13 protein-coding genes, 1 rRNA gene and 1 pseudogene are annotated in these 13,597 nt (G+C 68.9%); 12 read left to right on the top strand and 3 right to left on the bottom strand.

The genetic code is table 11. The features are described 5' to 3' along the window. The first annotated feature begins 88 nt into the window (after positions 1–88). From ABZ910_RS28815 to ABZ910_RS28765, 11 genes and pseudogenes are all read left to right on the top strand, one after another. Positions 89–562 carry a spore-associated protein A gene (locus ABZ910_RS28815; RefSeq protein WP_361370581.1) on the top strand — a complete coding sequence of 158 codons (474 nt, stop codon included), beginning with the start codon at positions 89–91 and terminating at the stop codon, positions 560–562. Positions 563–717: 155 nt separating this feature from the next. Next, positions 718–852: pseudogene (locus ABZ910_RS28810) on the top strand (DUF397 domain-containing protein); the annotation flags it as partial. Between the two features lie 171 nt (positions 853–1,023). After that, entirely contained in the window at positions 1,024–1,257 is a 234-nt protein-coding gene (locus tag ABZ910_RS28805) for a hypothetical protein (protein ID WP_361370349.1), read from the top strand. An 86-nt stretch (positions 1,258–1,343) separates the two neighbouring features. After that, positions 1,344–1,532 (top strand): toxin-antitoxin system HicB family antitoxin, encoded by a 189-nt coding sequence (locus ABZ910_RS28800; RefSeq protein WP_361370346.1) that lies wholly within the window; start codon positions 1,344–1,346, stop codon positions 1,530–1,532. After that, on the top strand, positions 1,526–1,834 hold the full coding sequence (locus ABZ910_RS28795; protein ID WP_361370343.1) for a hypothetical protein: 309 nt from the start codon (positions 1,526–1,528) through the stop codon (positions 1,832–1,834). Before ABZ910_RS28800 ends, ABZ910_RS28795 begins: the two co-directional genes overlap by 7 nt. A gap of 394 nt (positions 1,835–2,228) precedes the next feature. Then, positions 2,229–2,537 (top strand): hypothetical protein, encoded by a 309-nt coding sequence (locus ABZ910_RS28790; protein ID WP_014673544.1) that lies wholly within the window; start codon positions 2,229–2,231, stop codon positions 2,535–2,537. Between the two features lie 190 nt (positions 2,538–2,727). Continuing rightward, positions 2,728–3,558, top strand: coding sequence for a hypothetical protein (locus ABZ910_RS28785; RefSeq protein WP_361370340.1), 831 nt, complete (start codon positions 2,728–2,730; stop codon positions 3,556–3,558). Beyond that, positions 3,548–4,900, top strand: coding sequence for a hypothetical protein (locus tag ABZ910_RS28780; protein WP_361370337.1), 1,353 nt, complete (start codon positions 3,548–3,550; stop codon positions 4,898–4,900). The genes ABZ910_RS28785 and ABZ910_RS28780 overlap by 11 nt, the downstream gene beginning before the upstream one ends. After that, positions 4,897–6,456 (top strand): SCO6880 family protein, encoded by a 1,560-nt coding sequence (locus ABZ910_RS28775; protein WP_361370334.1) that lies wholly within the window; start codon positions 4,897–4,899, stop codon positions 6,454–6,456. The genes ABZ910_RS28780 and ABZ910_RS28775 overlap by 4 nt, the downstream gene beginning before the upstream one ends. Positions 6,457–6,470: 14 nt before the next feature. After that, a complete protein-coding gene (locus ABZ910_RS28770; protein WP_361370331.1) occupies positions 6,471–7,910 on the top strand; it encodes an ATP-binding protein in 1,440 nt (479 codons plus the stop codon). A 1-nt stretch (position 7,911) separates the two neighbouring features. Then, a complete protein-coding gene (locus ABZ910_RS28765) occupies positions 7,912–9,495 on the top strand; it encodes a type IV secretory system conjugative DNA transfer family protein (RefSeq protein ID WP_361370328.1) in 1,584 nt (527 codons plus the stop codon). A gap of 100 nt (positions 9,496–9,595) precedes the next feature. Here ABZ910_RS28765 and ABZ910_RS28760 read toward each other — a convergent pair whose 3' ends face one another. Next, the gene (locus ABZ910_RS28760; protein ID WP_361370325.1) at positions 9,596–10,159 is read right to left on the bottom strand and encodes a GNAT family N-acetyltransferase; all 564 of its coding nucleotides are present in this window, start codon (positions 10,157–10,159) and stop codon (positions 9,596–9,598) included. Between the two features lie 98 nt (positions 10,160–10,257). Here ABZ910_RS28760 and ABZ910_RS28755 point away from each other — a divergent pair, with 98 nt between their 5' ends. Further along, positions 10,258–10,806, top strand: coding sequence for a cysteine hydrolase family protein (locus ABZ910_RS28755; RefSeq protein WP_361370322.1), 549 nt, complete (start codon positions 10,258–10,260; stop codon positions 10,804–10,806). Positions 10,807–10,840: 34 nt separating this feature from the next. On the opposite strand, the gene ABZ910_RS28750 is transcribed toward ABZ910_RS28755, so the two are convergent. Together ABZ910_RS28750 and rrf are read right to left on the bottom strand one after the other, a co-directional pair. Continuing rightward, positions 10,841–13,342, bottom strand: coding sequence for a beta-propeller fold lactonase family protein (locus tag ABZ910_RS28750; RefSeq protein WP_361370320.1), 2,502 nt, complete (start codon positions 13,340–13,342; stop codon positions 10,841–10,843). Between the two features lie 171 nt (positions 13,343–13,513). Beyond that, positions 13,514–13,597, bottom strand: a 5S ribosomal RNA gene (gene rrf / locus ABZ910_RS28745); the annotation flags it as partial.

Raw genomic sequence — 13,597 nt, 5'->3', positions numbered from 1 at the left:
CCGTCGGCGGTCTCACCTTGTGGCGCCAGCAACTCCGTCCCAGAGCCGATCGACACATGGATCGAGGATGCACATGAAGCGTGCCGCACTGAGAACCCTGACAGCCACAGTCGTCACCGTCGCCACGGCGGGAGCCGGCCTGATGGCGTCGGCCCCCACCGCCTCGGCAGCCACGTACAACGGAGTCTGCGGCTCCGGCTACGTCGTGGTGAACTCGGCACCGATCGCGAACGTGGGCACGGTCTACCTGACCTACAACTCCAGCACGGGCAAGAACTGCGTCGTGACGAAGCGCAACACCACCGGCAGCCCCATCTACATGGCCGCCTACCTCAACAAGGTCGGCGACCCGGAGTCGAGCGCAGCGATCGACGAAGGCAACTACACGTCCTACGCGGGCCCGGTCTACAAATACGCGCGCGGCGTCTGCGTCGAGTGGGGCGGCGTCATCGGCAACTGGCAGACCTTCAACGCGGGGTCGAACTGCGGCTCCCTGGCCGCGAAGACGACGTACGCCAAGACGGGCAAGGGCCTCAAGTTCCGCGACGTCCATCGGGGTTGACGACCCTCAGCGCGCATCGAGCACACCGCACACAGGAAGCCCTCGCCTCGACGGCGGGGGCTTCCCCTTTCCCTGGTCTCAGACGGAGGGCGTGGACGCCGTCGGCGTGGAGATGGGCGTCGGCTAGCAACTCCGCGGTGAGGGTGGAGGGCGGCGAGGCGCCCGTCTACCTCCGCGAGACCAGCGACCCGGACAACGTGGTCACGACCAACCGCCGTAAGTGGGACGCCTTCGTACTCGGCGTACAGGCAGGCGAGTTCGACCACTTCGTGCAGGGCGCCGGCGAATGAGCCGCTTGATTCCCCACCGTTTCGACGTGCTCGCCTACAACGGCGACCAGCAGGCCGCAGTCGTCCTGCACTGGGGCGGAGAGAACTACCACTACACCGTCACCGCCGACGGTCCCTGGGGCCAGGTGACCGGCAGCGGAGACGACTGCTTCGAAGCGCTCACCCGGGTCCGTGAGCAGATCGAACCGGGCGGCTGGCTCCTCGGGCATCAACGGCGCCCGACCCGACACCTGGCCCTCCGGGATGTGCCGCGACACGGGCGGCTTCCTCGTCTACCGCCTCACGCCCTACGCGCGTCTCACCCACGCCGACCGCATCCAGACCTTCCACGAGGCACCCCGCGCATTGCTGGCCACCATCGCCGAGCAGATCCTCTTCGAACAGCAATGGAGGCAGACCCCGTGACGTGGCCACGCCGCCGGACCGTGAACCCGCGGCCCGGACAGGGTGAAACGCCTTCCGGTGCGGTATGACCCGAGTATGATTCCAGTATGACCACGAAGATCACCGTCTCACTCTCGGACGCATCTGCCGGTTACGTTCGCGCTCACGCCCCCGAGGGCAACGTGTCCGCGTACATAGACCGTCTCGTCCGGCGCCAGATCACACTGGACGCAGCGAAGCAGCTGGCCGCAGCCGGTTACCGGCCGGATCTGGACGGCGAGGGCGACGCGTGGTGAACAAGGGGGACATCTGGCAGGTCAAGGGCGCCCAGGGTGAACGCACCGTGTGTGTCGTCAGCCTCGACGGGCTCGACGAGGCGTTCGGGGCTTGTCTGGCCATCGTCCTGCATCCGCCCGGCGCCTATCCGGACACCATCATGTCCGTCCACCTGAACGCTCCGGTCGAGGCCGTCGCCGTGGCCCTCAATCTCGTTCAGCTCAAAACCGCGCACTTCGACGACGGAACACACCTGGGAAACATCGGGCCCGACGCGATCGCGCGCATCGACGAGGCTCTACGCGCGGTCCTCGATCTCTGAACGGACGTCGACGATGCGGTCCGGCGATCCCGTCGACCGCCAAGTCCGGACCCTGGACGGTGACATGAGCGGCCCCCCTCCGGCCGCCGGAGATCCCTGCCGTCACAGAGACGATCGGGACCATCGTCCCGGCGTCTCACCCGACCGCCCGTCAGAAACCGTTCCAGGCCGAAAAAGAGTCAACGAAGCAACCGCACGACAGGTTCCGCTCAGGCCTCGTTGCCCGGCGTGACCTGCCGTGATACACAGAGTCACCGTGCGCGCCACACGTACGAAACCCGCCAATCAATGACGCCAAGTCGACATACGACAGCGGCATTGTCGGCGAGAATGAGGCCTGGCCTCTGCACACCGCAGGGGACTGCGGAACTACCCACCAGGGGCGGTGACTTACATGCTCTTTGCAGCCGACAAGGGAGACATCAACACCATCATCGGCGGGATCGCTCCGGACTGGGGCCCCTTCGGCAGCCTGGGCAACGAGGCGAAGGTGATGATCGAGGTGGTGATGGCCGTGGCCATCCTGCTCTGCCTCGGCATCGCGGTCTGGGGCGCGGCGAAGCAACGTATCGGCGCGACGGCCCTCCGGGACACCTTCAGCGCCGAGCAGGGCAAGGGCCTCATCATCGCCGGCCTGACGGGCGTCTTCATCATCGGCTCACTCGGCACACTGTTCACCATCGTGTACGGCATGGCCGTATAAGCAGCCCCTTTTCTCTCCGGGCGCGCCCGGTCCCCTACCCACCCGCCCGTCGTGCCCACCGGCTGAGGTTGCGTTTCCTGATGTCGAGTCACCACACCACGCCCGCACGCGAACCAGCACGGCTACCGTCGTACTTCAACGCGATCCGTTACGAGGTGTTCCTGTACGACATCAAGGGGGCGTACGCGGCATGAGTCTCGGAGACGAACACGGGTCCTCCGGAGGTTACGGCGACACGACCGGGTCGACCCGCACCCGGCTGCCGGACAGCGACCCCTACGGCGGGGCCCGCCGGGGCGGCCGCTCGTCCTCCCGGAGCCTGGTCACGGTCGTCGGCGTGGTCGTCCTCCTGATCGCCGCGATCGCGTTCGCGAACCGTGGCGGCGGGGGCGATGCCTCTTCGGCCGACGGCACCGGAGACAAGCCGGCGGCCTCGGCCACGGCGCCGAGCGGCGAGCGGCCGGTGGCGTCGAAGAGTGGCGGGATTCCTACGGGGTTCGCTCATAGCCGGCAGGGGGCGGAGAGCGCGGCGGCCAATTACGCAAGTGCGCTGGGCTCTGACGGCATGTTCAACCCCTCCAGACGACACCAGATCGTGCAGACCGTCGCCGACCCCAGCACCGTCAACAGCCTCCAGTCCGGCTTCGATGCCGACTACTCGGCGGACTTCCTGAAGAAGATCGGCCTCAAAGACAACGGCAGCGCGCCCGCGGGCAACACGTTCGTCAATCGCACTCTGCCTGCCGGTACCAAGGTCACGTCCTTCAGTGACAGCACGGCCACCGTCGAGGTCTGGTGCAGCGGCCTCTTCGGGATCGCGGGGAACAACTCGACCAACCCGGTGACCAGCAGCTGGTTCACCGTGACCATGAAGCTGAAGTGGAGCGGTGGCGACTGGAAGGTCCTCGGATCCAGCCAGAAGACCGGTCCGACGCCTGTCACCGGTGACAACCCCGTGTCCGGAGCCGATGAGATCAGCAAGGCGGTAAGGGAGTTCGGAGGGTTCACTTATGCCCGTTAACCAGCACCGCGCGCTCAAGCTCACCGGTCTCGTGGCCGCTGTACAAACAACCGCCGTACTCCTGGCCACCCGCGCGTTCGCCGCCCCCAAACCGTCACCGAGCGACGACCCCTGCTCACTGATCGCCGGTCCGGCCAGGAAGTACTGCGACCAAGGAACTGGCGCCAAGGGCTCAGGCACCACCCCCACCGACCCCCTGACCCCCACCCTCGACCCCCTCTCGGCCCTGGCCAAGGGATGTGCCGAGGCTGCCTCATGGACCGTCGACAAGCTCAGTGAGGCCGTGAAGGAGACGGCGAACGTCGACTTCACCAACGGCAAGTTCCTCCAGCAGTACGCGGTCGTCTTCGCGGCGTCGACGATCCTCACCCTGCTGCTGTGGCTGCTGGCCGTGGCCAAGCGGGCCGTGCGGGGCGTTCCCCTCACCACCGCCTTCGGGGAAGCCGTCGGGTTTCTGTGGCTGACCGTGCTGGCCTCCGCCTTCACGCCGCTGATCCTGTACACCGTCGTGTCGGCCACCGACGGTGTCACCGAAGTCCTCGCGAATGTCACCGGGGATCAGACAGACGTCTTCTTCGGGACCTTCTCCGGTGCCCTGAAGAAGGGGGAGGACATCGGCGGCGGGCCGATCATGTTGATCGTCGTGTCGCTCGTCAGCGTCCTCGCCGCGGGAATCCTGTGGCTGGAGCTCGTCATCCGGGCCGCCCTGCTCTACGTCGGCGCCCTCCTCGGCACCGTCGCCTACGCGGGGCTGGTCGACAAGAACCTCTGGGGGCACGTCCGCCGCTGGGCCGGGATCATGATCGCGGTCATCCTGGTCAAGCCCGTGATCGTCATCGTGCTCGGCCTCGCGGGGGCGCTGTCCGCCGACGACGGGCCGGGTGCCTTCTCCGCCGTCGTCTCGGGCCTCGCCATCATCCTGCTGGCCATCTTCGCCAGCGCGATGATCTACCGCTTCGTGCCGGGCTTCGGCGACGAGATCGCCGGTTCCCGCAACAACCGCATCATGCAGGGCGCCGAGGGCAAGGCCGCCGCGGTCATCAGCTCGCCGGCGACCATGGTCGCGCAGGGCATCAAGACTCACAGCACCCGCGCCGACAGCAACGCAGGCGGCGGTCAGGCGGGCGGCGGCTCCAGCGCGCCCCGCCCGGCCAACCCCGCCACCGGCGGAGTCGCCGCGCACAGCACCCGCACCCCCAACGCCGGTGGCGGCGGAACTGTCCCCTCCGCCGCACCCGCACCGCGCTCACCCAGCCCGGCGAGCAGCCCGGTGAACACCCCGCATGCCAGCAACACCCGTAACAGCAGCACCAGTAAACGCTCGGGAGGTGAAGGGCGTTGACGACCCAGTCCCACCTGTCCCATCCGGTCACGCCCCGCCGTACGTATCTCATCGGCCGCGCCCGGCCGAACGCGATCATCGGCCGGAACCGTGAGTCCGGCGAGATCGCGCTCATCATCGGTGGCGCGTTCCTCGGCATGATGTGCGGGCTCCTGGTCCCCGTCCTGTCGCTGCGCATCGTGCTGCTGACGGGCTTTCCGCTGCTGGCACTGGCAGCCGTGTACGTGCCGTACAAGCGCCGTACGTTCTACAAGTGGTTCGAGATCAACCGCAGTTACAAGCGCACTCTGCGCCAGGGCACCCTCTACCGCAGCGGTGCGATGGAGGCGGGCACCCGGCTCGACGGGCGCGAGGTCGAGATCGGGCCGCCGCCCGGCATCGGGCGCATCACCTGGCTCGCCGCTCCCTTCGGGCCGGACGAGATCGCCGTACTGCTGCACGCGGACCGCAAGACCGTCACCGCGGCCATCGAGATCGAGGGGCCCGGCGTCGGGCTGCGTGACTCCGAGGACCAGGAGGCGCTGGTCGACCGGTTCGGCACGCTGCTGAAGCACGTGGCCAACGGCGACGGCTTCGTCACCCGGCTGCAGATGCTCGCGCGTACGCTGCCCGCCGACCCGGACGCCCACGCCAAGGACGTCGCGCTGCGCGGGGACGAGAAGGCGCCTCATTGGCTGTCACGGTCGTACGACCAGCTCCAGTCCATGGTGTCGACCAGCAGCGAGCAGCACCGCGCCTATCTCGTCGCCTGCATGCACTTCACGCGCGAACTGGCCGCCGAGGCACATGCCATGGCGCGGGCCGCCCGGCCCCAGGCGGGCCGGAAGGTCGACCGGGACGCCGGACTCGCCGTCGTCATGGCGCGCGAGCTGACCGACATCTGCTCGCGGCTGCAGGAGGCGGACATCCGCGTACGCCAGCCGCTCGGGCAGGGCCGGCTCGCCTCGCTCGTCCACTCCATGTACGACCCGGACCACCCGATCGACCACATCCAGGCGATGTCGAAACGTAACGCCTGGCCGGCCGAGCTCGACGCCATGGACCCCACCCACCTCAAGGCCAAGACCCGCGAGTCCAGCACCCGCGCACCCTGGTGCCACTCCACGGCCTGGGTGAAGGAGTGGCCCATGACCCCGGTGGGCGTCAACTTCCTCGCGCCGCTCCTCGTCCACACCCCGGACGTCATCCGGACCGTCGCCGTCACGATGGACCTCGAACCCACCGAGATCGCCATCGAGCGCATGCTGACCGAGAAGACCAACGACGAGGCCGAGGCCAGCCGCGCCGCCAAGATGAACCGCACCGTCGACCCGCGCGACATCGCCGCCCACAACCGCCTCGACCAGCGCGGCGAGGACCTGGCGAGCGGCGCGGCCGGCGTCAACCTCGTCGGCTACATCACCGTCTCCTCCCGCTCCCCGGAGGCCCTGGCCCGCGACAAGCGGACGATCAGAGCGTCGGCCGGAAAGTCGTATCTGAAGCTGGAGTGGTGCGACCGCGAGCACCACCGGGCCTTCGTGAACACGCTGCCGTTCGCCACCGGAATCCGCAGGTAGGGGTTGATGCGCTGATGAAGGACCCGCTGTCCGTCGTCACGGACGCCTTCACGTCCTTCCTCTTCGGGGCCGTCGAGACGACCCGGCTGCCGGTGCGCACCTCCACCGGCCAGGCCCAGGCGGTCTATCTGCCCACCGCCGCCCCCGGCCTCGGCGACTCCGGCGTCATCATCGGCCGCGAGGTCTACTCCGGCAAGGGCTACATCTACGACCCCTTCCAGCTGTACGGCCAGCAGCTGCCCGCCCCGCACTGGCTGGTCCTCGGCGAGTCCGGGAACGGCAAGTCGGCCCTGGAAAAGACGTACGTCCTACGGCAGTTGCGCTTCCGCGACCGCCAGGTCGTCGTCCTGGACGCGCAGGGCGAGGACGGCGTCGGCGAGTGGAACCTCATCGCCGAGGAGCTGGGGATAACGCCGATCCGGCTGGACCCGGCGGCCGCCCTGAACCACGGAATCCGGCTCAACCCGCTCGACCCCTCGATCACGACGACCGGCCAGCTCGCACTGCTCCGGACCATCATCGAGGTGGCGTTGGGGCACGGCCTCGACGAGCGCTCCGGCTTCGCGCTGAAGGTGGCGCACGCGTACGTCAACGAGACGATCGTCGAGCGCCAGCCGGTCCTCACCGACATCGTCGAGCAGCTACGGCACCCCGAGCCGGAGTCGGCCGAGGCGATGAACGTCGCCATAGACGACGTACGGGCCTGGGGACTCGACGTCGCGCTGGTCCTCGACCGGCTGGTCGACGGTGACCTGCGGGGCATGTTCGACGGGCCGACGACCGTCGGCATCGACCTGGACGCCCCGCTGATCGTCTTCGACCTCAGCCACATCGACCGCAACTCCATCGCCATGCCGATCCTCATGGCGATCGTCGGCGTGTGGCTGGAGCACACCTGGATCCGCCCCGACCGGAAGAAGCGCATCTTCCTGGTCGAGGAGGCCTGGCACATCATCAACAGCCCTTTCGTGGCACAGCTGTTCCAGCGGCTGCTGAAGTTCGGGCGGCGGCTCGGTCTGTCGTTCGTCGCGGTCGTTCACCACCTGTCCGACGTCGTGGACGGCGCGGCCGCGAAGGAGGCGGCGGCGATCCTCAAGATGGCCTCCACCCGGACCATCTACGCCCAGAAGGCCGACGAGGCGCGCGCCACCGGCCAGGTGCTGGGCCTGCCCCGGTGGGCGGTGGAGATCATCCCGACGCTCACCCCCGGCATCGCCGTCTGGGACGTCAACGGCAACGTCCAGGTGGTCAAGCACCTGGTCACCGAGACCGAACGCCCCCTGGTCTTCACCGACCGCGCCATGACCGAGTCGTCCAGCGACCGGCTCGCCTCCGACGACGCGCTGCACGCCGCCGAGGTCGAGGCGGAGGAGCGGGCGGCGGCCTTCGTGGAGCAGCACCTCGGCGACCCGGACGGGTACGGCTACGGGTCCTCCGAGTCGACGGTGGCCTGAGATGGGCCCCGCACCCGAGGCGCGGGACCGCCGCCGGGAGGACCCGGGCGAGCGGGGCGGTCAGGGCGGCGTCCCCGACGGCCTGCTGGTCGGCCTGCTCGGCTTCCTGCTGGGCATGACCCTGCTGGTGTGGACGGCCACGGGCCTCGCGGGCTGGTTCGACCGGGGCGCCTGGCCGGCCGGCGTCACCTTCGCCCGTACGCCGCTGGCCATGCGGCACCTCATCGGCGAACCGCACGACATCGCCGGCGCCTGGCCCGACACCTCGTCGGGGCAGCTGTCGGGGTACGGACTGTTCTGGGGGCTGTTCGTCGGGCAGTTGATGGTGCTGGTCGTCCTCACCGTGTTCGTGATGGGGACCGTGGCCCGGTGGCGGGCGGGGCGGGTGCGGCGGAAGCTCGCCCATCAGCCGCGGCACGAGCAGTATGAGCCGCACGAGCAGGACACGCAGCACGGGCAGGACACGCAGCACGAGCCACGCGAGCTGTACGAGGCATACGCACAGCACGAGGCGTACGAGGTTCCGGTGCCGCGCAAGGAGCTGCAGCCCGAAACGGGGCTGGGTGCGGGGCCGGGGCCGGCGGTGGAGTCGGAGCCGGAGCCGGAGCGGGCGGACGTCGTCCGGGAAGCCACCGCTCCCGCCCCCTCGCTCGCCCACCCTTGGGAGAAGATCCTCGTCGCCCCGAGGGAGGGCCGGCAGGCGACCGCGGCCCGCGCCGTCCGGGACGCTGAAGGCCCCGTCCTGGTCGTCACGTCCAGCCCCGCCCTCTGGGCGGAGACCAAGGACGCCAGAGCCAAGCTGGGCCCCACCCTCCTCTACGACCCGGCCCACCGCTGCGACACCCCGGCCCGTATCCACTGGTCCCCCATCGCGGGCTGCGAGGACAGACGGACGGCGATGGCGAGAGCGATCGCCCTGCTGACGCCGGTCCGGCCGACCGCCCGGCTGGACCAGGCGGTGAGCGACACCGCCGAAACGCTCCTGCGGAGCTATCTGCACGCCGCCGCCATAGACGGCCGGACCATCCGCCACGTCCATCGCTGGGCCCAGGGCACCCAGGTCCAGGAGGCGGTACGCATCCTCCGTACGCACCCCAAGGCCGCCCCCGGCGCCGCGGGCGAGCTGGAGGCCGCCCTCACGTCCCATCCCGAACGCCGTGACATCTCACAGGAGTTGACCGGACGTGCGCTGTCCGCCCTGTTCACGGTCAACATCCGCGAGGCCTGCACGCCGAACCGAACTGATGCACTCGCCTTGGATTCCTTCGTCACCGAAGGGGGCACGCTCTATGTGGTCGGAGAATCCATCGAGGACCCCAGGGCGAACCCCGGCGCGATGCCCCTCCTTACGGCCCTCGTCTCAAGCGTGGTCGAGCGCGGCCGCCGCATGGCCGAACGGTCATCCGGCGGTCGGCTCGACCCACCATTCACCCTCGTCCTCGACGACATCGCCGCCGTGGCCCCGCTCCCCCAGCTCCCGGACCTGCTGTCCTCCGGAGCGGCCCGAGGCCTGCCGACCCTGGCCCTCCTCCGCTCCCGCGAACAGGCCCGGTCCCGCTGGCCGCACCACGAACTCCCGGCGTAGCGAGGGAGGTCGGGCTCAGGTACGCCGGTCGCCCCCTTCCGATCCACGCCGGTCGTCCCCTACCGGTGGACGTCGGACATCCCCTCCCGATGGACGCCGGTCACCCGCGTCCGACGACGAACTCCAGCTCCCGCTGCCCCTGGTAGGCGACGAGGTCCACGACGACCCCGCTCGGCACGAACCCCGCCTTGCGGTACGCCGCCTGGGCCCGCCCGTTGTCCTCGTGCACCAGCAGCCGTACCCGCTGCGCCCCGCGCTCCCAGGCCCACTCCAGGGCCGCCTCGCACAGCGCCTCCAGCAACCCGCGCCCGCGGTGCTCCGGACGCACGAACACCCCGACGACGTGCCCCTGCGTCACCTCCACCGGCGACCCCGCCCAGTCCGTCGTCCCGGCCTCCTCCATCACCATGGTGACGGTCGCGGCCCAGGTCCCGTCCGGCGCCTCGGTGATGAACTGCCGCACCCCGCGCGCGCCTTCGCCCGACCTCGTCGCCCGGCCCTGCCAGAAGGAGTCGGGCTCGGTCACGGCCTCCTCGTAGGACTCCATGAAGGCGATCGGCGCGGCCGGATCCCGCAGCGCGTCCAGACGCAGCCGCTTCACCTCGGGCCACTCGTCGGGGCGGATGGCACGTATGACGTAGTCGTCACGGGTTCTGAGGTCCATGCGGGCCAACGTAACGCCGGTGCCGTTGTCAGTGCCTCGGATTAATGTGGGCGGCACACGATGATCTGAGAGATCTCAGGGATCTCAGGGGGTTACTCATGACGACACTGCCCGACCGCCCGAACAGCGCGTTGCTCGTCATCGACGTCCAGAACGGCGTGGTGGAAGGCTCCCACAACCGCGACGACGTGATCGCCAACATCAACACCCTGATCGACAGGGCCCGCGCCGAGGACGTACCGGTGATCTGGATCCAGCACAGCGACGACCAGCTCAAGCGCGGGAGCGAGAGCTGGGAGTTCGTGCCGGAGCTGGAGCGCCGCGACGCCGAGCCCCTCGTCCACAAGAACTACGGGGACTCCTTCGAGGACACCGACCTGGAGTCCGTCCTGGCGGCGCGCGGGGTGGGCCGGGTCGTCGTCACGGGCGCCCAGACCGACGCGTGCGTCCGCTCCACGCTGCACGGCGCGCTCGTCCGCGGCTACGACGCGACGCTGGTCGCCGACGCCCACACCACGGAGGACCTCACCGCGTACGGCGCTCCCGCCCCGGAGCAGGTGGTCGCCCACACGAACCTCTACTGGAGATTCCAGAGCGCACCCGGCCGCCGGGGCGGGACCGTGGAGACGGCGGAGGTGACCTTCTAGCCTCCGCCGTCAGTCATCGACCTGGCCGCCGCCGTCAGTCGTCGTCGTCGAGCTTCGCGGCCTGGTCGTTGGGGATGGCACCGTAGAGGTCGTGCCGCGGCTCCGGCATCACGGACTTGGCGCCACGCACGCTCTTCCAGATCGCTTCGTTGAAGGTCCGCTCGTCGATCTGGTCCTCCTTGGTGAGGTTCTGCTTCTCCGACACACCGGCCAACGGCGCGTTGACCGAGTTCACCGCGCTGAGGTCGGTGGTCGGCTTCACGGCGTCGTACGGGGTCGTATCCGGCCGACCCGTGAAGGAGTTCACCATCGGGGTGGCGTACGCATCGAACTGCGTCATGGGCGCGAGCCCCAGCAGCAGCTCGATCGTTCGCACCATGGAGGCGGTGCTGTAGAAGGTCGAGTCGACCCTGCCGGTGCGCGAGTACGGGCTGATGACCTGGGAAATCGTCCGGTGCGCGTCGACGTGGTCCGGCCCGTTCTGCGCGTCGTCCTCGGTCACGAAGATCGCGGTCGACTTCCAGAACCTCGAGTGCGAGACGGCGTCGACGAGCTGTCCGAGCGCCCAGTCGTTGTCGGCGACGTAGGCCTGCGGGGTCGGCATGCCGGCCTTGGTCCCGGAGGTGTGGTCACTCGGCAGCCGCACCATCTCGAAGGCGGGCAGGTTGCCGTTCGCCTCGTACTGTGCGAACTCCCTCTTCCACTCCTCGATCCGCGGACCGCCACAGGCCGCGCTCCGGGGCGTGAAGCTGCCGGCCGAGTCCGGGCAACTGAGGTTGTACGGCAGGTAGTCGGGGTCGGTCCCCGCATTGAGCACGGGATCCTCGGCGACGGCCTTGCCGTTCGCGTTCGCGTTGGCATAGAACCCGTAGTTCCTGAACGTGACACCCTTGTCGTGGAGCCGCTGCCATATGTAGGCGTGTTCGGGGTCCTTGTTGGGCGCGATCGCCGGGTTGCCGTTCTCGGAGGGGTAGTTGTGGTTGCGCCCCGAGTAGTTCGCGGGCCACCCCTGCTCGCTGTACGGGTTGGAGTTGGCCGCGACCGTCCAGTTCCAGCCCTGAGCGCTCACCTCGGCGTCGGCGTAGAAGTTGTCGAGGTTGACGAACTTCCGCTGCAGAGTACGCGCGTTGGGCGCGACATCCTCCCCGAAGAGGTTGAGCGAGGCGTCGCCGTTCCCCTTCTCCAACGAGCCGAACTCCTGGTCGTAGGTCCGGTTCTCCTTGACGACGTAGATGACGTGCTTGATCGGAGTCCGCTCACCGACCCTGCGCGGCACGACGGCACCGGTGGCCCGCGGGCTGTCCCCGTCCTCGAACCCGTTGTTCGCGACGACGGTCCGCGTCCACCGCCGCATCTGGTCCTGATCGACCCTCAGCGGGATGGTCGACAGGGTGCCCTTGATCATCGAACCCGAGTACTGGTCGGGCGAGCCGGGCGCGGTGGACGTCGGATTCGGATACCCGGGGCCGTTGTTGGGCCCGGCGCCGAGTCCCTTGGCGTTCGTCACGAACAGTTTGCCGTCATGCGGGACGACCGCGGTCGGGTACCAGGCGGTCGGGATGAGCGCCGACGGACGCCCCTTCGCGAGGTCGACGACAGCGATGTCGTTGTTCCCGGAGTTGGCGACGTAGAGCCGCCGCCCGTCCTCGGACAGCGCGAGCGCGTCGGGGTTGCTGCCGACGGGCGCGTTCTCGTACGGCGCGAGCCCGATCGTCCGCGTCACCTTCCGCGTGCCCACGTCGACGACACTGACCTGGTCACTGTCCCCGTTGGCAACGTAGAGGGTGTTGTGGTCCGCGTCCGTGATGACGGCGTTGGGATGCGTCCCCACCTTGACGGCCGTCTGCTGCACGGGCGCAGACCCGCTGATGTCGAGCACGCTGACCGTGTCGCCACCCTGGTTGGTGACGAAGGCGGTCTTCCCGTCCGCGGCGAGGGCCACGGCGTACGGCGCATGCCCGACGGCCGTGGTCGCCATGGACCCGTCGTCCAGATTCACCACGGTGGTGGCGTCCGCGAGCCGGTCCGCGACGACCAGCCGTTTCCCGTCGGGTGTGACGGCGATCCCGGCCGGATACATGTTCACGGACTGACCCTCGGGGTTCTTCGTGGGCAGCTTGATGGGACTGGTCTCGGTCAGCCGCCCATTGCTCACGTCGTACGTGTGGATGATCTCGCGCCCACCCCCGCTGGCGTAGGCACGCTTCCCGTCGGGACTGAAGGCGAGCCCGGTGAACACGGCCTGGGGGCTCGGATACGAGATGGTCTGCACGACCTCCGAATTCTCGGGGTCGACCACCTGGAGGGACTGGGTGCCCTGCCCGGCATTGCTCACTAAGAGCATGCTCCTGTCAGGCGAGAGCACGGCATTGAGGGGGAGATTGCCCAGCTGGGTCTGGTGGCCGGCCGGCGTGACCTTGTAGCCGACGGGAGTGATGGCGGTCCCGTCGGCCCTCGGTCCTGGGGCGTCCTGGCCGCCGGCGGCGGCGAGGGCAACGGCGGCTCCCGTGACGAGCGCGGCGGTACCTGCCAGCACAGTGACAACACGGCGTCTGTTTCTGCGTCTGAGGACCATGAGTCACGACGGTGACACGTACGGTTGTCTCCCGGGAAGACCCTGGACGACATGAACATGACTCTGGCCTGAACACGAAAGAGCCCCAACTCGCGGGTAACTACCCGGAGTTGGGGCTCTCTCTCAAAATTTGTTCGGCGGCGTCCTACTCTCCCACAGGGTCCCCCCTGCAGTACCATCGGCGCTGTGAGGCTTAGCTTCCGGGTTCGGAATGTA

This window comes from Streptomyces sp. NPDC046805 (assembly GCF_040645355.1).
Classification (GTDB): domain Bacteria; phylum Actinomycetota; class Actinomycetes; order Streptomycetales; family Streptomycetaceae; genus Streptomyces.
The sequence above is the reverse complement of the archived record's forward strand: the minus strand, read 5'-3'. Positions and strand labels throughout refer to the sequence as shown.

What these genes read in the sequence shown, in the direction of transcription:
- ABZ910_RS28755 (WP_361370322.1), top strand. Translation starts at nt 10,258, where the DNA reads ATGACGACACTGCCCGACCGCCCGAACAGCGCGTTGCTCGTCATCGAC.
- ABZ910_RS28780 (WP_361370337.1), top strand. Translation starts at nt 3,548, where the DNA reads ATGCCCGTTAACCAGCACCGCGCGCTCAAGCTCACCGGTCTCGTGGCC.
- ABZ910_RS28790 (WP_014673544.1), top strand. Translation starts at nt 2,229, where the DNA reads ATGCTCTTTGCAGCCGACAAGGGAGACATCAACACCATCATCGGCGGG.
- ABZ910_RS28765 (WP_361370328.1), top strand. Translation starts at nt 7,912, where the DNA reads ATGGGCCCCGCACCCGAGGCGCGGGACCGCCGCCGGGAGGACCCGGGC.
- ABZ910_RS28760 (WP_361370325.1), bottom strand. Translation starts at nt 10,159, where the DNA reads ATGGACCTCAGAACCCGTGACGACTACGTCATACGTGCCATCCGCCCC.
- ABZ910_RS28770 (WP_361370331.1), top strand. Translation starts at nt 6,471, where the DNA reads ATGAAGGACCCGCTGTCCGTCGTCACGGACGCCTTCACGTCCTTCCTC.
- ABZ910_RS28800 (WP_361370346.1), top strand. Translation starts at nt 1,344, where the DNA reads ATGACCACGAAGATCACCGTCTCACTCTCGGACGCATCTGCCGGTTAC.
- ABZ910_RS28785 (WP_361370340.1), top strand. Translation starts at nt 2,728, where the DNA reads ATGAGTCTCGGAGACGAACACGGGTCCTCCGGAGGTTACGGCGACACG.